This is a genomic window from Bradyrhizobium daqingense (assembly GCF_021044685.1).
In the GTDB taxonomy this organism is placed as follows: domain Bacteria; phylum Pseudomonadota; class Alphaproteobacteria; order Rhizobiales; family Xanthobacteraceae; genus Bradyrhizobium; species Bradyrhizobium daqingense.
Map to the genome: position 1 here is coordinate 3,832,388 of NZ_CP088014.1, position 17,805 is coordinate 3,850,192.

Sequence of the window (17,805 nt, forward strand, 5' to 3'; positions counted from 1 at the left end):
AAACGTCACGCGCGACGATCGAAGCGGTGATGCCTTGAGTCACGCCTCAGGCAGGCGTCGTGTTCTGCTGCATGCGGTGGAAGCGCAGCACCTGTTGCGCCGTCGATGAGCGCAGGGCTTCGTAGGTGTCGCGCAGCGCCAGCATGTCGGTCTGCGAGCCGCCGGAGAGCTTCTCGCGCATGGCGATGATCGCGCGCACGCTCGGCCACGACATGCCCGCGATCTTGGCGAGGATCATCACGCCCTCGGTGCGGCTCTCGATCATCATGTTCTCGGCGGTCTCGACCGCAACGCCCGCAAGCGCGGCGAGCCCCGCATTGGTCTCGTCGAACTTGCCCTGCTCGGCGAAAGCGGTCACCTGGAGCTCGTTGAGGCGGCCGTCGTCGTACAGCGACTTCACCAGTGCGCGCGCCATCTCCGTCTGCTTCGTCATGGTAGCAGCGCGGACCCGCTGGGCCGCTTCCTGGACCACGCTCGACACTTCCTCGGCGAGCTCCGGATGCGCAGCCGCCAATTTCCTGCGCACGCTCGATGAGGCTTTCGCAACCAGCTTCAAATAGTGATGACGCGGCAAATCGGGCCGCTGGCCGATGCAGGTGGCGAGCTCGTCGTCGCGTTCGGCGCGGGTGACGAGATCGGTGAGACTTCCCTCGGAGAGGCGCGCGCCCCGATTGCTGACGGTCGACTGCACCACGTCCTCATTGCCGCGGGTCACCAGGACGTCGCTCAATGCCTCCGACAGCACCCGCCGCAGAGAGATGGCCTTGAGATGCGCCTGGCCTCTGGTGCGCGCGATCTCGATGAGGGTCGCCTCGTCGAGCCGTTCCGATGTCGACAGCACGGGCCCGGAGACCTCGATCACCTCGTCGCGCGCCAGTGCGCGGATGATCCCGGGCGGCGCGGCCGCGATCGGAGCGAGGCGGTCGGCGAGCAGCGCCTTGGCCGAGGTCTCGATCTCCTCGATGAGGCACTGGAACACGTCGTCGAACACGCGGACGTGGTCGTCGGAATAATCCATTGCGTTGCCGACGAAGAGATCGGTGACCCGGCGCAGCGTCTCGACCCGGCGCGCGACGGTGCCGTGCGAGAGCGCAGCCTGCAATTCCTCGAGCAGGTTCTCGGATGGTTTCATGGATTTCGATCTCATTGCCCTGTCCTGGAGCGTTTGCTCCGGCGACGTCTTCTCACGCGCCGGGGAAAATGAATTGGTCAGTTCGTTGAAATGCGGTTGCGCCCTTGTGCCTTGGCGGAATAGAGCGCGCTGTCGGCGCGGGCGAGGAACGTGTCGGCAGTATCAGATTCGCGCAGCGTCACGACGCCCGCGGAAATGGTCACGCGCATGCCGGGGGAAAATGCGCTCCAGTCGAGATCGGCAACGATGCCGCGCAAGCGCTCGAGCATGCACGCGGCCGCCTCGCCATCGGTCCCCGGCAGCAGCAGCAGGAATTCCTCGCCGCCGTAGCGGCCGAAGCAGTCGGCCGGGCGGATGTTGGCGAAAACGGTGATCGCGAAGGTACGCAGCACCTCGTCGCCGACGGGATGGCCGTGAGCGTCGTTGATGCGCTTGAACCAGTCGAGATCGATCAGCGCGATCGCGCAAGCTGTCGATGCCTGCCGCGACTTTTCGATCTCGGCATCGAGAAGCCGCATGATGCAGCGGCGGTTGTAGGAGCCGGTGAGCTCGTCGAGCTCGGCCAACTCCTCGATGCGCTCATAGGCGGCCTTCAGCTCGATGCTGCGCCGATACAGGACCTTGCGCAGCGTGGCGCCGAACAGGCCGAGGAAGGCGCACTGGCCGATCACCAGCACGAAGCACAGCATGGAGGCGGTCCGCTGCAGCCGCGTTGCGACGGGCAGGCCGATCGGCAGGTCGGACGCGAGGAAGACCGCGGCAAGGCCGCAGGTCGCGATCGCCCAGGTCAGCATCGCCTGCGCCGAGGTCATGCGCAGCGAGCCGAAGGCGAAGATCAGGAACAGCACGCTGATGAAGGTGATGCCGATGGTCGGCACCGATAGCAGGAACACGAACTGCAGCGCCGTGTGCGCCGAAATCTGGAATACGGTGAGATAGTGGTCGCTGAACCTTTCGCCGACACCGGCTTCGGAGAGCACGGCGAACGTGCCGATGGTCAGGAGCCCGCCGAACCAGAACAACGAGGCAACGTCGAGGGAGATCGCACCGTCAAAGGCGTATAGCAACAAGACCGAGGCGCCGAGCGAGTAGCTTGCGACCTGGCCGATATACATCTGGCGGCGCTGCCGGGTCCGGCGCGCGCGGACTTCGGGCGCGGCGGCCTCGGGTGTGAGGACGAGATCCGCGACTTCGGCGGCATTCCTCTCCGGAAAGGACGTCGCGGCCGTGCTCATTGTCCCGCCAATGGTGGATGTCAGCGCAAAAATCTACGTGGCAAGCCTTTAGGTTTGGTATCCTTTTGAAATCGAATCCGTCCGTGGTCTTCGGGCCATGGAACATCGACGGGCAAGATCGTTTGCCGTCGATTAGGCATTGGGTGCAATGCGGTCGAGCCAAAACGGGGGTTCGCGAGACATAGGTCGTGCAGGGCTACTATGGGGAACCAGACTTGGCCGCACCGCCTGTGCCGGACGGCCACTGCAGGGAAATGTTCAGTATTATGCTACCAATCTGGACCGGAACGGCCGGCCGCCAGGGGCGGAACACGGAAAATGCTCGTATGTGGAGTAGATCACACAAGCTCCCGGATGACTGCGGTAGGTTGAAGAATTTCGCCCCTCCAGTCGAACCGTCCGCCGCACCGACCCGACCAACCTTGCGAGACGGCCATTGAGCGTGACACAGGCGGCTACGGACGAGGTCCTGATCGCCAGGATCGCCCAAGGTGACCGGCTCGCCATGCAGGTGCTGTACGGGCGGCACCATGTCAGGGTTTATAGGTTCGGTCTCAGGCTCGTGCGGGACGAGCAGGCGGCGGAAGACCTCATCAGCGAGGTGTTTCTCGACGTCTGGCGTCAAGCCGGCAAGTTCGAGGGTCGATCCGCCGTTTCCACCTGGCTGCTGGCAATCACCCGATTCAAGGCCCTCTCTGCGCTGCGGCGCAGGAAGGATTTCGAGCTGGACGAAGAGGCTGCCAACGCGATCGAGGATACGTCCGACGATCCGGAAACGGTGGTCCAGAAGAAGGATACCAGTGAGGCGTTGCGGGAGTGTCTGACGGGCCTCTCGCCTGACCATCGGGAGATCGTCGATCTCGTCTACTACCACGAGAAGTCCGTGGAGGAAGTGGCCGAAATCGTCGGGATACCGGAGAACACTGTGAAGACGCGCTTGTTCTATGCGCGCAAGAAACTGGCCGAACTGCTGAAGGCAGCCGGCGTTGAGCGAGGCTGGCCATGATGGCTTTGAGCAAGAAGATGCTGGAGCAAGAGCCCAGTGAGATTGAACTGCTGCTGCCCTGGCACGCTGCCGGCACGCTGAACGCGCGCGATGCCCGCCGCGTCGAGGAAGCGCTGGCGCGCGATCCCGAGCTGGCGAAGCAATATGCCGCGATCCGCGGCGAGTACGAAGAGACCATTCGTCTGAACGAGAGCCTGGGGGCTCCGTCAGGGCGAGCGATGCAGAAACTGTTCGCCGCGATCGACGCCGAGCCGGCGCGGGCGACCGGTTCGCTGCCGCTGTCGGCGCGTATCTCGACCTTCTTCGCGGGCCTGTCGCCGCGCACGCTGGCCTGGTCGGCGGGCCTCGGCGCCGTCGCGCTGGTGCTGCAGGCCGGAATCATCGGCGCCGTGCTGATGAAGAACCAGCCGGCGACCTTCCAGACCGCTTCGCTGTCGACCAGCGCTCCGGTCACGCGCGAACTCGGCAACGCGTCGACGCCGGCCCGCGCGCTGGTGCGCTTCACGCCCGAGGCGCGCATTGCCGACATCACCGCGCTGCTCGACAGCTACCAGGCCTCGATCGTCGACGGCGCCAAGGGGGGCATGTTCCGCCTCCAGTTCAACAAGGCGATGAGCCAGGACGAGCTCGCCTCGCTGCTCGGCAAGATGCAGCGCGAGAAGTTCGTCAATCTGGCCGTCGCGGCGCCCTGAACGCGCCGCTGAACCCATGACGCGCAAGTCCGAGAACAGGGGACGCGCCGGGGCCTACGCTTCGTCGGTCGGCGCCGCGCTATTGCTCACCGCCTGTTTGGGCGTGGAGCCTGCGCAGGCGCAGGCGATCATGCGCGCACCCGCGATCAGCGTTCCCTCGCGCACGCCGACCATCTCTCCGAGCATGGCCCCGCGCGTCACCTCCAGTCTCGCCGGGCGCACGGTCAGCGTCGACCGCGGTCCGCGGACGATGGCGACCATTCCCCATACCACGACGTCGCGCGTACGGCCGATGAAGCCGGTAGTGCCCTATGCGCGCTATTCCCCCAACCTCTATCCGGCGTGCACTGCAGCTTACCGTGATGCCGACGGCGAGTGCGCAGGTCAACCCAACGCAGGCGGGCAGGGCGGTGGAAAGTCGGGCAAGAAAACCGCCGGCAAGGGGCGCGGCAACAACACGCCGGTCGCGGTCACCTCGCGCAGCTTCGCCAATGAATTCGTCGCCGAGATCGACGCTGCGCTGTCGCCGACCGAGGCCGATGAGCTCGCCCGTCGCCACGGCCTGACGCGCGTCGCCTCCGAGAATTTTCCGTTGATCGGCGCCACCTTCGGCCTGTTCCGCATCAGCGACGGCCGACCGTACGAGACGGTGCGGCGCGAATTCGCGGCCGACGGCAGCGTGCGCTCGCTCCAGCCGAACTTCCGCTATGTGCTCCAGGATCAAAGGTCGTCGCGAACGACCGAGGGCGATCCGGCGCAATATGCGCTGACGAAGCTCCGCCTGCCGCAGGCGCATACGCTGGTGCACGGCGCCAACGTCACGGTCGCCGTGATCGATTCCGGCATCGACGCCAGCCATCCCGAACTCGCCAACTCCGTCGCCGACAGTTTCGATGCGCTCGGCAGCGCCGAGGGCCCGCATATTCATGGCACCGGCATCGCGGGAGCCATCGTGGCGCACGCCCGGCTGATGGGCAGCGCGCCCGAGGCGCGCATCATCGCGATCCGCGCCTTCGGGGGCACTGCGGGCGGCGCCGAGAGCTCGTCCTACGTCATCCTGCGCTCGCTGAACCATGCCGCCGAGCACGGCGCGCAGATCGTCAATATGAGCTTTGCCGGTCCGAAGGACGCGGTGATCGAGCGCGCCATCGCCGCGACCGCCGCGCGCGGCCTGGTGCTGATCGCGGCCGCCGGCAATGCCGGCGCGAAATCGCCGCCGCTCTATCCCGCCGCCAACCCGAACGTGATCGCGGTCAGCGCGACCGATCAGCAGGACAGGCTGTTCACCGCCTCCAACCGCGGCAATCACATCGCGGTCGCAGCTCCCGGCGTCGACATCTTCCTGCCGGCGCCCGGCGGCAAATATCAGATCACGTCGGGAACCTCGTTCTCGGCGGCCTACGTCTCCGGCGTAGCGGCGCTGTTGCTGGAGCGCAACCATGCCTTGAAGCCGGAAGCGCTGCGCATGACGCTGACGAAGACCGCGCGCGACCTCGGTTCACCCGGGCGCGACGATCAGTTCGGCGACGGCCAGGCCGACGCGTTTGCCGCGGTCATGGCCGTTCCCGCCGACAATGCGACGCCGGTCGCCGCGGCATCCGGTACAACAAAACGTGAAGATGCCGGCAAGCGTCGCGACGAGCCGGGTATGCGCGCAATCGAACAACCCTCGCTGTCGAGCTCGGACGAGAAATCCACGGTTTCTCAGGCGGATAGGCCGGCGACGCGATAAGGCCTGCGACAAAGCTGCGCGCTAGGCCAAGCCCCAAAAAGCAAACGTCGCGTTGAACGTTCAGCCAGCTGCCACGACCAAATGATGTGGGAGCGGTCATCCCTCCCCATCGGTCATATCAGGCGCGAGCGCCCATCCACCCCAAGCGCCCATATGGCTTGACCCGTCCGGTTGTCCCCCCGGACGGGTCTTTTCTTTTGCATCCTGATTTTTGAAGCCTCGCGCGCATTCAGCTTGCGGTTGAACGAACCTGTCTGGATTCGTGGCGAACCTTCGCTCGACACCCTGCAAGCCCGTCATGCTTGTGCGAAGCTTGACTCGAAAACACAGCAAATGTCCGCACGACTACGGTGTTTGATGACCGACGCGGTGTCGTTGCTGGACAAGTCAAAACTTTTCCACAAAATATTCATGTCGCGTCTAAATTGATTCGTGTGCGTTGCGTCCTCCGCGTCCGTATTTTCCCCTGACGGGCTGGTTCATGACACATCGCCAAGAAGTCGTTCGCGACGCTGTTAGCCGCGACATTGCGGCACGCTGGTGCGCTCTCGCCGAGCAGCGGCTGCAGCATCTCTCCGAAATGTTCGAGACCGGCCGCTGGCGCCGTTATCATTCGGAGATCGCGTTTCTCGAGAACATCCAGGAGGCCAAGCGCGCGGTCCAGACTTGGCGCGCGCTTGCGACCGGCGCGGACGTCGCCGAAGCCGCCGCGAGCGTGACGCCCGCCTTCGGCTGGTCGCCGGCAACGATGCCGCGCGTGTTTCCGCGCGAGCAACAGGCGCAGACCGTGCAGCCGAAGGCCGTCCACATCGCGCCCGAGACCGCCGTACCGGTCAGGCTCGATCCCAAGCCGGACGTTCTCGCCGAAATCATCGAAGCCCCGATCGCACCGCGCAACGAGCCGCCGGCGCCGGTCGCGCCGCCTGCCATGATGGCGCCGCCCACGATGGCAGCGTTCATCGCCCCCGCCGAGATGCCGCCGCTCAGGGCTCCCGCTGCGCGGGCGCCGTTCACCGCACCCGCCGTGAGGTCACCGCTTGCGCCTGCCGCGACGGCGCCGTCCACTGCGCCTGAAGTGAAGCTGCCGCTCGCGGTGCCAGCCGCGAAGCCGTCGAAGAGCGCGCCTGCAGCAATGGCTGCGCTCCTTCCGCAGTTCGCCCCGCCGCCCGAGGAGATCGTCGCGGCCCCGGAGCGCGTCGTCGAATTCACCTTCAGCCTCGATGGCCTGGAAGCAAAATACCCGCTTCTCAGGAACGCATTCTAGGGCAAGGCCCAACAGGCCTGGCGCATCTCTCTCACCCGTCATCCCGAGGTGCGAGGCAAGGGACGCATCGCGTCTCAGGTGGAGGCTCGAAGGATGAACGGCCCCTCTGCCTAGCCGCGGGCCTAGCGCCGCACCGCGTTTCCGCCGATCACGACCTGAGCAAATCGCTGCGCGCCATCTGCCGAAAGGTCGGACGTCACCGCGCGCGCATGGTCCAGGCCGACCACGGCGCCGCGCGGGGTCTCGGAGATCATGTTGTTGTTGACGAGTGCGGTGCCGGCGCCCGGCACCACGGAGACGCCGACGCCGGCGAGCGCCTTTCGGATCACGTTGCCCGTGATCGCGATGTCGCGGAGATATTTGCCCCAGCCGGCGACGATGCCATAGGACGGCGCGTTCTCGATCACATTGCCGGTCACCGACGAATCCGCCTCGATGTAGATGCCGACACCGGCATCATCATCCGGCGCGGTGCCGATCGGCCGTTTCGGGATCAGGTTGCGGATGATGTTGCCCTGGACCACCGCGATGCGGCCGCCTTCGTTGAAATTGCAGACGGAGACGCCGACGGCGGCGCCATCTACCGTGTTGTTGGCGATCACGGCGGCTTCGAACGCGAACTCGGAATAGAGCGCGACTTCGCGTACGTCGCTGACGCTGTTCCCGGTGATGTGGATGTTGGAGGCGGAATTGCCGCGCACGGCCGAATAGTCGCAATTCCTGATGCGATTGCCGCGCACCATCACGTTGCCCGCGCGGAAGGCGTTGATGGCGTTGCCGTACTGGCCCGAGCCCCCGGGGCCTGCCTTGATATCCTCGATGCGGTTATCGGCAACCAAGGTGCCGTCATCGCCGATCGCGGTGCGCAGGATCTCGATGCCGTTGTCGTTGGTGCCGGTGATGGTGTTGCGGGACACGCTGAGGCCCCTGGCATCGAACGAGACCACCGCCGTCAGCGCGATATTCGTGAAGATATTGCCGGAGATGTCGCCCGACACCTGCTCGAGCCAGATGCCGCTGCCGCCGGAAGCGGTGATCTCGCAATCGGCGATGCGCACGTCGCGGCCGCCCAAGATGTGGATCAGGCCGCGGCGGGTCGGCAGCGGAAACTTGCCGCCGTCGAAGGTGATGCCGGTGAGGCCGATCGCATCGGACCCGTCGCTCTGGATCGCCGACTGCCCGCCGGTGAACATGAACTTGGTCGCGCCGCGCACGCCGATCAGTTGCGCGCCGCTCGGCAATCGCAACAGACCGGTCCGATAGATGCCGGGAGGCAAGGCGAGTGGCATTTGCACCCGCGCCGCCTCGTCGATCGCGCGCTGCAGCGCGCGCGTCTGATCCTCGCTGCTGCCGGGTCGCACGCCATATTGCGTGGCGTCGCGGCCGAGCAGGGACGTCAGCGGCGCCGCGCGCGCCGCGTCGGCCGGCATGGCGAGTGCGCCGGCGATGCCGGCGGTCGAAGCCCCGATGAGATGGCGACGATTGAGGTCCATGACGCGTCCTCCGGCGGACGCGGGGGTCCGCGGGGGATTAGGTAGCGCAGCCAGCTGAGGGCCGTGGGGATTGTTCGCGGTAGGGTTAAATGTTTACCGCACAGCCGGTGCCGTAGGGTGGGCAAAGCGAAGCGCGCCCACCATTTTCGATGCCGGCTTGTTCGGCTGCTTCCGTGCCAACTGCACCATCTCCATCAACATCGCCTCGCCCGCATCCACCAGCTCCTCCAGCGTCATGCGCGGTGCGCCCTTGCGTCGCACGGCGCCGCTTCGGGCAAGCAGGGGAATGTGGATGAACGCCGCAAGCTGCGGCCCGTCGGCTCTCACATTCTCGATCGCCCGCCAGCTCAGATAATTACAGAGATAGGCGCCAGCATCGCGCGAGGCGCGGGCATCGATGCCGGTCAGTCGCGCGGCGCGCAGCAGTTTTGCCGTGTGCGGGCCGAACATCATCGCGTCCGCGTGGCCGGCGATGCCGCGCTTGCTCGAGCGGGTGTTGGCGGCATCGGGCCAGAGCATGGTGACGGCGTTGCGCGCGCGGGTTTCGATCCGCAGGTAGGGCGTGCGCGCGGCGAGGCCGAACATCAGCAACGCATGCGGCTTGATCTTCGCGAGCACCTCGGGCAATTGCCGGTCGACTGCGGCATAGGTCACGGGGAAGATGTGGCTCGACAACTCGACACCGTCAAGCGCCGGACGGCGCAACTGCGTCAGCCGTGCCACCAGCGGCTGGGTCGGGTTATAGGGCGCGCCGGGGAACGGTCCGAAGCCGGTGAGGAGAATGCGGAGCTTTTCGCTCATTGCAATAACTCGAGGATCCGCTCGGCGGCGAGGGCCGGCGTGAGATGACCCTCGGCGACCTCGGCCTCGATCTTCCGGACTTTCGTTCGCACCGACGCCTCGCTGCGCAGTCGTGCCAGCATGCGCTGCTCCAGCATCGACCACATCCACTTCACCTGCTGATCGCGCCGTCGTGCGGCGAAATCGCCGGACGCGTTCATCGCCTTGCGGTGATCCAGGATCTTCTGCCAGATCTTTGCGATGCCATCGCCGGTGAGTGCCGAATAGGTCTCGACCGGTGGATGCCAATGCTCGGACCGGGGGCTGAGAATATGCAGCGCGCCGCGATAGTCGGCGGCGGTGATGTTGGCGCGCTTGAGATTGTCGCCGTCGGCCTTGTTGATCGCGATCATGTCGGCGAGCTCGACCAGGCCCTTCTTGATACCCTGCAGCTCGTCGCCGCCGCCCGGCAGCATCAGGGCGAGGAAGAAATCGGTCATGTCGCTGACCGCGGTCTCGGACTGGCCGATACCGACGGTCTCCACCAGCACGACATCGAAGCCGGCGGCTTCGCAGAGCAGCATCGCCTCGCGGGTCTTGGCCGCGACACCGCCGAGCGTGCCTGATGACGGAGAGGGCCGGATGAAGGCACGGTCCGAGGCCGCGAGGCGCGCCATCCGTGTCTTGTCGCCGAGGATCGAGCCGCCGCTGCGTGCCGAGGACGGATCGACCGCGAGCACCGCGACCTTGTTGCCTTGCTCGATCAGATACGTCCCGAGCGCGTCGATGGTGGTGGATTTGCCGACGCCCGGCGATCCCGTGATGCCGACGCGCACCGCCTTGCCGGTGTCGGGCAGCAGCATCTGCACCAGCTCGCGCGCCAGCGCCTGGTGGTCGGCGCGCCGGCTCTCCACCAGCGTGATCGCCCGCGCCAGTGCCGCGCGGTTGCCGGTGCGGAGGTCGCGGGCAAGGGATTTGGTGTCGATGGATTTGGGACTGGTCATCGTTGCTTTCGCGTCCAGCCGCTAGCGGCCCGACATGCGAACGTGTCTCTCAGCGCAGGATTTCAACGGTGGAAGGTGTGTTTGAATGATATCCCAAACGATCTCGGCCTTCGTCATATTGTAGGCATGACGCAGAAGATTCCCAAAGTCGATCATCTTGCGCCAGTCGATTGCGGGCTCCGTTCGCTTGACCTCATCCGGGATGAATCTCGATGCCTCGCAGATGATCTCGAGAAGGCGTTCGATTGCGAGGCGGGAGGTCTTTTCGGAGACAAATTGATCGAACGTTAGGCCCTTCGTGACACCTTCGATGTCCGATATGGCTTCCGGAATATCGAGCAGCCGGTCTTCGACGGTCGGCGGCATTCAGAAGACCTCGATCAGATCGTCCGCGATCCGCTCGGCCATGCGCGGCTTCAACAAGTCCCGCATCGATATCTGCACTCGAACGCCGACATGGTCCTCGATCAGGTGTAGAGCCTCAAAATAGTCGAACCGCGGCGCTTCCTCGCGCGAGGTCGTTTCGACCAGCACGTCGAGGTCACTGTCCGGCCGCGCGTCACCGCGGGCACGCGATCCAAAGATCTGCAGCCGTTTCACGCCCGCAGCCCTCAAGGCGGGAGCAAGCTCTCGGAGCTTCCCGATGAGAGTTTGGAGTGGAATGTCTGCGACATCTGTCATGGACGGATCTTAGCACAGGGTAGCCGCCCGGCCCAGCGATACGAAGACAGCGCGGCTGCCCCGGCCGGGACAGACGAGGCCCCGCCCGCCCGATGTCACCGGCCCGTTGCCGCCGCCGTCTGGGCCGGTTTCACCTTGCGCCACACCCACACCATCACCGGCCACAGCAGGGCACCGATCGCCATGGCGGCGAGGATGGCCGCAACCGGGCGCTCGAAGAACGGCAGGATGCTGCCGTCCGACTTGATCAGCGAGGTGACGAAAGCCTGCTCGACCATGGTGCCCATGACGATGCCGAGCACCATGGCGGCGACGGGATAGCCGTTGGCTTCCATGACATAGCCGATCACGCCGAAGGCGGCGACGGTGACGACGCCGAACATGTTGTTGCCGATCGCGAACGAGCCGACGGCGCAGCACAGCATGATGATCGGCATGATGGCCGAGCGCGGCGCCAGCAGGATGTAGGCGGCGATGCGGATCATGGCGATGCCGAGCGGGATCATCATGATGTTCGCGATGATGAACATCAGATAGATCGCGTACATGCTCGACGCCTTCTCGGTGAACAGCGTCGGGCCTGGATTGAGCCCCTTCATGTAGAGCACGCCGATCGCGATCGCAGCGATGGTGTCGCCGGGGATGCCGAACAGCAGCGATGGCACCCAGCCGGAGGCGATGCTGGCATTGTTGCTGGCGCCGGCTTCCACCAGGCCCTCGACGTGACCCGTGCCGAACTTCTCCGGCTCCTTGGAGAAGCGCTTCGACATCGCATAGGAGACCCAGGCGGCCATGTCGGCGCCGGCGCCGGGCAGCACGCCGATGATGATGCCGACGATGTTCCCGCGCGTCATCTGCCAATGATAGAGCTTGGTCAGCCTCCACTGGCCGGCCATGATGCTTCCGAATTTTCGGCGCGGCAGCGGCGGCGGCTCGGGTGTCAGCATCGAGCGCATCACTTGCGCCACCGCGAGCACGCCGACCAGCGCCGGGATCGGCTCGATGCCGCCGAACAGATCGGTGATGCCGAAGGTGAAGCGCGGTACCCCGCCGGGGTTCTCGATGCCGATGCAGGCGACCAGCAGGCCGATGAACATGCCCGCGATCGCCTTCACCGGCGAGGAGCGGGCCACCAGCGTGGCGCACATCAGGCCGAGCAGCGCCAGCCAGAAATATTCGAAGGTCGAGAACGACAGCGCGATCTCGGCGAGCGGCGGCGCCAGGATCATCAGCGAGAGCACGCCGGCGATGCCGCCGACCGCGGAGAACCAGACGCCGGCACCGAGCGCGAGCTCGGCCTGGCCCTTGCGCGTCATGGCATAGGCTTCGTCGGCATAGGCGGCGGACGCCGGCGTTCCGGGAATGCGCAGCAATGCGCCGGGAATGTCGCCGGAGAAGATCGCCATCGAGGACGCCGCGACGATGGTTGCGATCGCTGCGATTGGCGACAGGTAGAAGGTGACGGGGACGAGCAGGGCGGTCGCCATGGTCGCCGACAGACCCGGCAGCGAGCCGATCACCAGCCCGTACACGGAAGCCGCGAACATCGAGATGATGACCTCCCAGGTGGAGATCAGCGCGAACGCATCAATCAGGGTTTTCAGCATGAATCACCAGGGCATCGGCAGCAGGCCGACCGGCAGCGGCACGCGCAGCAGCTTGCCGAAGATGAGGTGGATGGCGAAGGGCGAGAGCGCCGCGAGCGGCAGCGCCAGCTTCCACTTCGCTCCCAATGCAGTCGAGGTGACGTAGACCATGATGGCCGCGGTGATGATGAAGCCGAGTCGGTCGGCGGCAAAGACGTAGAACAACAGCAGCGCCGGCGGCAGCAGCGCGCGCAGGCCGTAGAGCTTGCTTTGCGGCGGCGGCGCAGCGGCCTGACCGTTCTCGAACGGGACCAGCTCTTCCTCCTCCTCGAAGGAATGCCCGATGCCGAACACGATCGCGAGGCCGCATAGCGCAAGGCCGCAGCCGATCACCAGCGGAAACACGTTGGGGCCGACCGGTTGCCCCGGCACCGGCGGCAAGATCCAGCCGCCATAGGCGGCGGCCGCGCCCAGCACGACCAGAAACGATCCCGTGACGGAGTCGGGAAGACGCATTGGGAGGAGTCCTGTCAGAATTCCGGGAGGTGGGCTCCCTCTCTCCGCGCGGGTTGGGCTAGCGCATATGGCGAAAGTGCTCGGCCTGCATGGTTCGAGACGCCCGCTTTAGCGGGCTCCTCACCATGAGGGGCTGATATCTCGCCGCAAAACATGTCCTCATCCTGAGCGCCCGCCGCGGACGGGCGTCTCGAAAGATGGGCTGCAAGCGAGCTACTCGCCACACACTTCTTCATTGCGATAGCCCGCCGCAAGCGGGGGAGGTGAAGCATCACGCCTTGCTCAGGCCCGCCGCCTTCATCGCCTCGCCCATCTGGGCGTCGCCCTTATCCATGAAGCCGGCGAAATGGGCGGCATCACCCCACACCGTGCCGAAGCCGCGATTGCTCATGAAGTCCTTGAACTCGGCGGAGTCGTAGACCTTCTTCAGGGCCGCCGTGAGCTTCGTGGCGGTCTCCGGCGGCAGGTTCTTCGGGCCGGCAATGCCGCGCCAGGCGCCGGTCGCATAGTCGATGCCCATCGCCTCCTTCAACGTCGGCACGTCCTTGAAGACCGGGTTGCGGGCCGGCGCCATGATGGCGAGGCTCCTGGCCTTGCCCGCCTCGATGATGGCGCGTGCTTCCGGCACCGAGCATGTGGTGAGGTCGAGTCCGCCGGCGGCAAGATCCTGCATCGCCGGCGCTGCGCCGTTCGAGGGCACCCAGGCGACCTGGTTGGCGGGCAGGCCCATCGCCTGCATCCAGCCGACCAGCGCCAGGTGCCAGATGCCGCCCTGGCCGGTACCGGACGCCTTGAATTTGCCGGGAGGCGCCGCCTTGATCGCCTCGGCGAGTTCCTTGACCGTCTTGTAGGGCGAGGAGGAAGAGACCTGGATGCCGGGCGGATCCTCGTTCATCAGCGCCAGCGGTGTGTAGCTCTTCGGCGTCAAATCGGTGAGGCCCTGCCAGTGCATCATCGAGATTTCGACCGTCAGCATGCCGATGGTGTAGCCATCAGGCTGCGCAGTCGCGATCGCGCTGTGGCCGACGACGCCGGAGCCGCCGGTGCGATTGACCACGTTGAAGGGCTGGCCGAGATCCTTTTCCAGCAGGGCCGCGACGATGCGCGCCGTCGCGTCGGTTCCGCCCCCCGCGCCCCACGGTACGATCACGGTGACCGGCCGCGCCGGATAGGCTTGTGCGCGTGCGGGCTTGAAGCCGAATGCGGCGGATGCCGCAACGGCGGCGGATGAGGCCGCAAAGGTGCGGCGCGAAATCTTGGACATTGAATGGCCTCCCAGCGGCGCCCGTGACGCCGGGCGCTCTTGTCAATGGCGGCATTCTAGTCGGCTTTGCGGCGCCGCTGCAAGGTAGCGCTACCAACCAGTTCGCCATCTTGTGCGAAAGCTGGAAGCCCATCGAAGAGGCAGTCGGAAATCGGGTGGGTTTTGCCCGCGCCAAGCGCCAACCTTAGCGCGCAAAGAAAGCCAAAGGCACACCTCCGATGACCCAAGCCTATTACAGCGCCGTGCTGGACCACCCGTTGAACGACGTCTGGTCGCTGATCCGCGATTTCAACAACTACCCCGCCTATATCGATGGGGTGAGCGAGAGCCTGATCGAAGACGGCAAGCGCGGCGACGAAGTCGGCGCCATCAGGCGCTTCTGCTATCTCGGAAACTGGATCCGCCAGCGTCTGGTCGATCACTCTGACCGGCAGCACACCCTGACCTATGCCGGTCTCGAAGCGCTGCCATTTCCGCAAGATGACGGGAGTCCAGGCGAAAGCCAGGCGCCGGCGCCGACGCGCTACCAGGGCACCATGCATCTGCGCCCGATCGCCGAAGGGGACCGCACCCTCATCGAATGGTCCGTCGACCTCGAGACCGAACCTGCCGATGCCGATCGCTGGCAGGCGCTGTTTGACTCCTGGATACCCGTCTGGACGAATTCTCTTGCGCGGACACTGGCTCGTGCCAGTTAGCGGTTGTTCACGGCTCGTTACCGTCGCCCTTCGGCCGCACGCCGCCCCGCGTGAGGCGCGTCGGCTTTGATCTTCTCGTCGAGGAGGCTTCTTGGCGATCGTTCGAATGAAAGTATCGAGCGGCATCCTGGGCGAAGGTGTGAGCAGCTACGGCTCGCCTGATCTTGTCAGTCGCATCCAGGATATGGCCACCCCGGTCAGCAAGCGCCGGGGGCACATCAGAATACTTCGAGAATGTCGTCTGCGATCCGCTGTGCAAAGCGGGGAGAGATGGAGCGGCGAACGGTTGCCTGTGCCTGCAAGCCAGTCGCATCCTCGATGATGTGCTCGACATCGATCAGGTTGAGTAGCGAGAAAGAGGTGTCCGGCTCGATCTCGACGAGAATATCGATGTCGCTGTCAGGATGATAGTCGTCGCGGGCGCGCGAGCCGAAGATTGCAAGCTTCGATACGCCCTTGCCTTTGATGGCATCCGCGTTCTTACGTATAGCAGCGATGATCTCGTCACGCGTCATGGACACAACCTAGCCGGTCGTACGGCCAGTCTATCGTCTACTCCGCCGCTTCGCTATGCCCGAGGCGCGCATTCAGCTTGCGAATCAGCTCCTCGGCGGCGTCCGCGATCACGGTGCCCGGCGGGAAGATCGCCTCGGCGCCGGCGGCATAGAGCGCGTCGTAATCCTGCGGCGGCACCACGCCGCCGACGATGATCATGATGTCGTCGCGCCCCTGCTTCTGCAGTGCGGCCTTCAATTCAGGTACGGCAGTGAGGTGGGCGGCGGCGAGCGAAGAGACGCCGAGGATGTGGACGTCGTTCTCGACCGCCTGCCGCGCGGCCTCGTCGGCGGTGGCGAACAGCGGCCCGATGTCGACGTCGAAGCCGATATCGGCAAACGCCGAGGCAATCACCTTCTGGCCGCGGTCGTGGCCGTCCTGGCCGATCTTGGCGACCAGAATGCGGGGGCGGCGGCCTTCCGCCTCCTCGAAGGCGTCGATCAGCGCCTGAACCTTCTCGACCTGGTTGCCCATGCTGGACGCCTCCCGCTTGTAGACGCCGGTGATGGATTTGATCTCGGCGCGGTGCCGGCCGAACACCTTCTCCATTGCCTCCGAAATCTCGCCGACGGTCGCCTTGGCCCGCGCGGCGTCGATCGCGAGCGCCAGCAGATTGCCGTTGCCTTCGCCGGCCGAGCGCGTGATCGCGGCGAGCGCAGCTTCGACGTCCTTTTGATTGCGCTCGGATTTCAGCCGCGTCAGCTTGTCGATCTGCAGGCGCCGGACATTGCTGTTGTCGACCTTCAGGATCTCGATCCTGTCTTCGTCGGTCGGCTTGTACTTGTTGACGCCGATCACCGCCTGCTTGCCGGCATCGATGCGCGCTTGCGTCTTCGCGGAAGCCTCCTCGATGCGCAGCTTGGGCACGCCGGCCTCGATGGCCTTGGCCATGCCGCCGAGCTCCTCGACCTCCTGGATGTGGCTCCAGGCCTTGGCCGCGAGGTCGCGGGTGAGCCGCTCGACGTAGTAGGAGCCGCCCCAGGGATCGATGATGCGGGTGGTGCCGCTCTCCTGCTGCAGGAAGAGCTGGGTGTTGCGGGCGATCCGCGCCGAGAAATCGGTCGGCAGGGCCAGCGCTTCGTCGAGCGCGTTGGTGTGCAGCGACTGGGTGTGGCCTTGCGTCGCCGCCATCGCTTCCACGGTGGTACGCATCACGTTGTTGAAGACGTCCTGCGCGGTCAGCGACCAGCCCGAAGTCTGGCTGTGCGTGCGCAGCGACAGCGAGCGCGGGTCTTTCGGATTGAACGGCTTGAGCAGCTTGGCCCAGAGCAGGCGCGCGGCGCGCAGCTTGGCGACTTCCATGAAGAAGTTCATGCCGATCGCCCAGAAGAACGACAGCCGCGGCGCGAAGCGGTCGACGTCGAGCCCCGCGGCAAGGCCGGCGCGCAAATATTCGACGCCGTCGGCAAGCGTATAGGCGAGCTCGAGGTCCTGCGTCGCGCCGGCCTCCTGCATGTGATAGCCGGAGATCGAGATCGAATTGTATTTCGGCATCTTTTGCGAGGTGTAGGCGAAGATGTCCGAGATGATCCGCATCGACGGCGCGGGCGGATAGATGTAGGTGTTGCGCACCATGAACTCTTTCAGAATGTCGTTCTGAATGGTGCCCGACAGCTTCTCCGGCAGCACGCCCTGTTCCTCGGCGGCGGCGACGTAGAGCGCGAGAATCGGCAGCACCGCTCCGTTCATGGTCATGGATACGCTCATTTGGTCGAGCGGGATGCCTGCGAACAGCGTGCGCATGTCGTAGATGGAATCGATGGCCACGCCGGCCATGCCGACGTCGCCGCCGACGCGCGGATGATCAGAGTCATAGCCGCGATGGGTGGCAAGATCGAAGGCGACCGAGAGGCCCTTCTGTCCGGCGGCGAGGTTGCGGCGGTAGAACGCGTTGGAATCCTCCGCCGTGGAGAAGCCGGCATATTGCCTGACGGTCCAGGGCTGGTTGACATACATGGTGGGGTAGGGGCCGCGCAGGTAAGGTGCGATGCCTGGATAGGTCTCGAGGAAATCGAGCCCGGCGAGATCCGCCTCGCCATAGGTCGGTTTCACCAGAATGCCCTCAGGTGTCAGCCACGGTTCGGCGCTGCCTGACGGTGCGGCGGTGGCGGCACGCTCGAAGGCGACATCGGCGAAATTGGGAATGCGGCTCATGGTTTCAACCATA

17 protein-coding genes are annotated in these 17,805 nt (G+C 65.4%); 5 read left to right on the forward strand and 12 right to left on the reverse strand.

The annotated features are described in order from the left end of the window. Positions 1-46: 46 nt before the first annotated feature. Both LPJ38_RS18170 and LPJ38_RS18175 read right to left on the reverse strand, forming a co-directional pair. A complete protein-coding gene (locus LPJ38_RS18170) occupies positions 47-1,147 on the reverse strand; it encodes a DUF2336 domain-containing protein (RefSeq protein WP_145627657.1) in 1,101 nt (366 codons plus the stop codon). A 62-nt stretch (positions 1,148-1,209) separates the two neighbouring features. Beyond that, positions 1,210-2,367, reverse strand: coding sequence for a GGDEF domain-containing protein (locus LPJ38_RS18175; protein WP_145627655.1), 1,158 nt, complete (start codon positions 2,365-2,367; stop codon positions 1,210-1,212). A 436-nt stretch (positions 2,368-2,803) separates the two neighbouring features. Here LPJ38_RS18175 and LPJ38_RS18180 point away from each other — a divergent pair, with 436 nt between their 5' ends. The 4 genes from LPJ38_RS18180 to LPJ38_RS18195 all read left to right on the forward strand — a co-directional run bounded on the left by LPJ38_RS18180 (position 2,804) and on the right by LPJ38_RS18195 (position 7,061). Continuing rightward, the gene (locus LPJ38_RS18180) at positions 2,804-3,373 is read left to right on the forward strand and encodes a sigma-70 family RNA polymerase sigma factor (RefSeq protein WP_060735540.1); all 570 of its coding nucleotides are present in this window, start codon (positions 2,804-2,806) and stop codon (positions 3,371-3,373) included. Next, entirely contained in the window at positions 3,370-4,065 is a 696-nt protein-coding gene (locus LPJ38_RS18185) for a hypothetical protein (protein ID WP_145627654.1), read from the forward strand. Before LPJ38_RS18180 ends, LPJ38_RS18185 begins: the two co-directional genes overlap by 4 nt. Positions 4,066-4,081: 16 nt before the next feature. Further along, the gene (locus LPJ38_RS18190) at positions 4,082-5,797 is read left to right on the forward strand and encodes a S8 family serine peptidase (protein ID WP_145627652.1); all 1,716 of its coding nucleotides are present in this window, start codon (positions 4,082-4,084) and stop codon (positions 5,795-5,797) included. A 481-nt stretch (positions 5,798-6,278) separates the two neighbouring features. Further along, positions 6,279-7,061, forward strand: coding sequence for a TIGR03809 family protein (locus LPJ38_RS18195; protein ID WP_145627650.1), 783 nt, complete (start codon positions 6,279-6,281; stop codon positions 7,059-7,061). A gap of 122 nt (positions 7,062-7,183) precedes the next feature. Here the strand turns inward: LPJ38_RS18195 and LPJ38_RS18200 are convergent, their stop codons facing one another. The 8 genes from LPJ38_RS18200 to LPJ38_RS18235 form a co-directional block, all read right to left on the reverse strand. Continuing rightward, positions 7,184-8,554, reverse strand: coding sequence for a TIGR03808 family TAT-translocated repetitive protein (locus LPJ38_RS18200; protein WP_145627648.1), 1,371 nt, complete (start codon positions 8,552-8,554; stop codon positions 7,184-7,186). Positions 8,555-8,647: 93 nt separating this feature from the next. Further along, complete coding sequence (locus LPJ38_RS18205) at positions 8,648-9,355, reverse strand: pyroglutamyl-peptidase I (protein ID WP_145627645.1); 708 nt, start codon at positions 9,353-9,355, stop codon at positions 8,648-8,650. Next, on the reverse strand, positions 9,352-10,338 hold the full coding sequence (gene meaB, locus LPJ38_RS18210) for a methylmalonyl Co-A mutase-associated GTPase MeaB (protein WP_145627643.1): 987 nt from the start codon (positions 10,336-10,338) through the stop codon (positions 9,352-9,354). The genes LPJ38_RS18205 and meaB overlap by 4 nt, the downstream gene beginning before the upstream one ends. 21 nt (positions 10,339-10,359) lie before the next feature. After that, complete coding sequence (locus LPJ38_RS18215) at positions 10,360-10,704, reverse strand: HepT-like ribonuclease domain-containing protein (RefSeq protein WP_145627641.1); 345 nt, start codon at positions 10,702-10,704, stop codon at positions 10,360-10,362. After that, positions 10,705-11,019, reverse strand: coding sequence for a nucleotidyltransferase family protein (locus LPJ38_RS18220; RefSeq protein ID WP_145627639.1), 315 nt, complete (start codon positions 11,017-11,019; stop codon positions 10,705-10,707). Positions 11,020-11,114: 95 nt separating this feature from the next. Next, positions 11,115-12,626 (reverse strand): tripartite tricarboxylate transporter permease, encoded by a 1,512-nt coding sequence (locus LPJ38_RS18225; protein ID WP_145627636.1) that lies wholly within the window; start codon positions 12,624-12,626, stop codon positions 11,115-11,117. 3 nt (positions 12,627-12,629) lie between these two features. After that, positions 12,630-13,121, reverse strand: a complete 492-nt coding sequence (locus LPJ38_RS18230) for a tripartite tricarboxylate transporter TctB family protein (protein ID WP_145627634.1) — start codon at positions 13,119-13,121, stop codon at positions 12,630-12,632. Between the two features lie 271 nt (positions 13,122-13,392). Then, positions 13,393-14,385, reverse strand: coding sequence for a tripartite tricarboxylate transporter substrate binding protein (locus tag LPJ38_RS18235; protein ID WP_145627632.1), 993 nt, complete (start codon positions 14,383-14,385; stop codon positions 13,393-13,395). Between the two features lie 218 nt (positions 14,386-14,603). On the opposite strand from LPJ38_RS18235, the gene LPJ38_RS18240 reads away from it, so the two are divergent. After that, entirely contained in the window at positions 14,604-15,083 is a 480-nt protein-coding gene (locus LPJ38_RS18240; RefSeq protein ID WP_145627630.1) for an SRPBCC family protein, read from the forward strand. 218 nt (positions 15,084-15,301) lie between these two features. On the opposite strand, the gene LPJ38_RS18245 is transcribed toward LPJ38_RS18240, so the two are convergent. Continuing rightward, entirely contained in the window at positions 15,302-15,598 is a 297-nt protein-coding gene (locus LPJ38_RS18245) for a nucleotidyltransferase family protein (protein ID WP_145627627.1), read from the reverse strand. Between the two features lie 37 nt (positions 15,599-15,635). Then, positions 15,636-17,792, reverse strand: a complete 2,157-nt coding sequence (scpA, locus tag LPJ38_RS18250) for a methylmalonyl-CoA mutase (RefSeq protein ID WP_145627625.1) — start codon at positions 17,790-17,792, stop codon at positions 15,636-15,638. Positions 17,793-17,805: the final 13 nt, after the last annotated feature.

Coding starts and splice junctions, on each gene's coding strand:
- LPJ38_RS18195 (WP_145627650.1), top strand. CDS start 6,279: ATGACACATCGCCAAGAAGTCGTTCGCGACGCTGTTAGCCGCGACATT.
- LPJ38_RS18185 (WP_145627654.1), top strand. CDS start 3,370: ATGATGGCTTTGAGCAAGAAGATGCTGGAGCAAGAGCCCAGTGAGATT.
- LPJ38_RS18200 (WP_145627648.1), bottom strand. CDS start 8,554: ATGGACCTCAATCGTCGCCATCTCATCGGGGCTTCGACCGCCGGCATC.
- LPJ38_RS18225 (WP_145627636.1), bottom strand. CDS start 12,626: ATGCTGAAAACCCTGATTGATGCGTTCGCGCTGATCTCCACCTGGGAG.
- LPJ38_RS18245 (WP_145627627.1), bottom strand. CDS start 15,598: ATGACGCGTGACGAGATCATCGCTGCTATACGTAAGAACGCGGATGCC.
- meaB (WP_145627643.1), bottom strand. CDS start 10,338: ATGACCAGTCCCAAATCCATCGACACCAAATCCCTTGCCCGCGACCTC.
- LPJ38_RS18175 (WP_145627655.1), bottom strand. CDS start 2,367: ATGAGCACGGCCGCGACGTCCTTTCCGGAGAGGAATGCCGCCGAAGTC.
- LPJ38_RS18170 (WP_145627657.1), bottom strand. CDS start 1,147: ATGAGATCGAAATCCATGAAACCATCCGAGAACCTGCTCGAGGAATTG.
- LPJ38_RS18220 (WP_145627639.1), bottom strand. CDS start 11,019: ATGACAGATGTCGCAGACATTCCACTCCAAACTCTCATCGGGAAGCTC.
- LPJ38_RS18235 (WP_145627632.1), bottom strand. CDS start 14,385: ATGTCCAAGATTTCGCGCCGCACCTTTGCGGCCTCATCCGCCGCCGTT.
- LPJ38_RS18205 (WP_145627645.1), bottom strand. CDS start 9,355: ATGAGCGAAAAGCTCCGCATTCTCCTCACCGGCTTCGGACCGTTCCCC.
- LPJ38_RS18230 (WP_145627634.1), bottom strand. CDS start 13,121: ATGCGTCTTCCCGACTCCGTCACGGGATCGTTTCTGGTCGTGCTGGGC.
- LPJ38_RS18240 (WP_145627630.1), top strand. CDS start 14,604: ATGACCCAAGCCTATTACAGCGCCGTGCTGGACCACCCGTTGAACGAC.
- LPJ38_RS18190 (WP_145627652.1), top strand. CDS start 4,082: ATGACGCGCAAGTCCGAGAACAGGGGACGCGCCGGGGCCTACGCTTCG.
- LPJ38_RS18215 (WP_145627641.1), bottom strand. CDS start 10,704: ATGCCGCCGACCGTCGAAGACCGGCTGCTCGATATTCCGGAAGCCATA.
- scpA (WP_145627625.1), bottom strand. CDS start 17,792: ATGAGCCGCATTCCCAATTTCGCCGATGTCGCCTTCGAGCGTGCCGCC.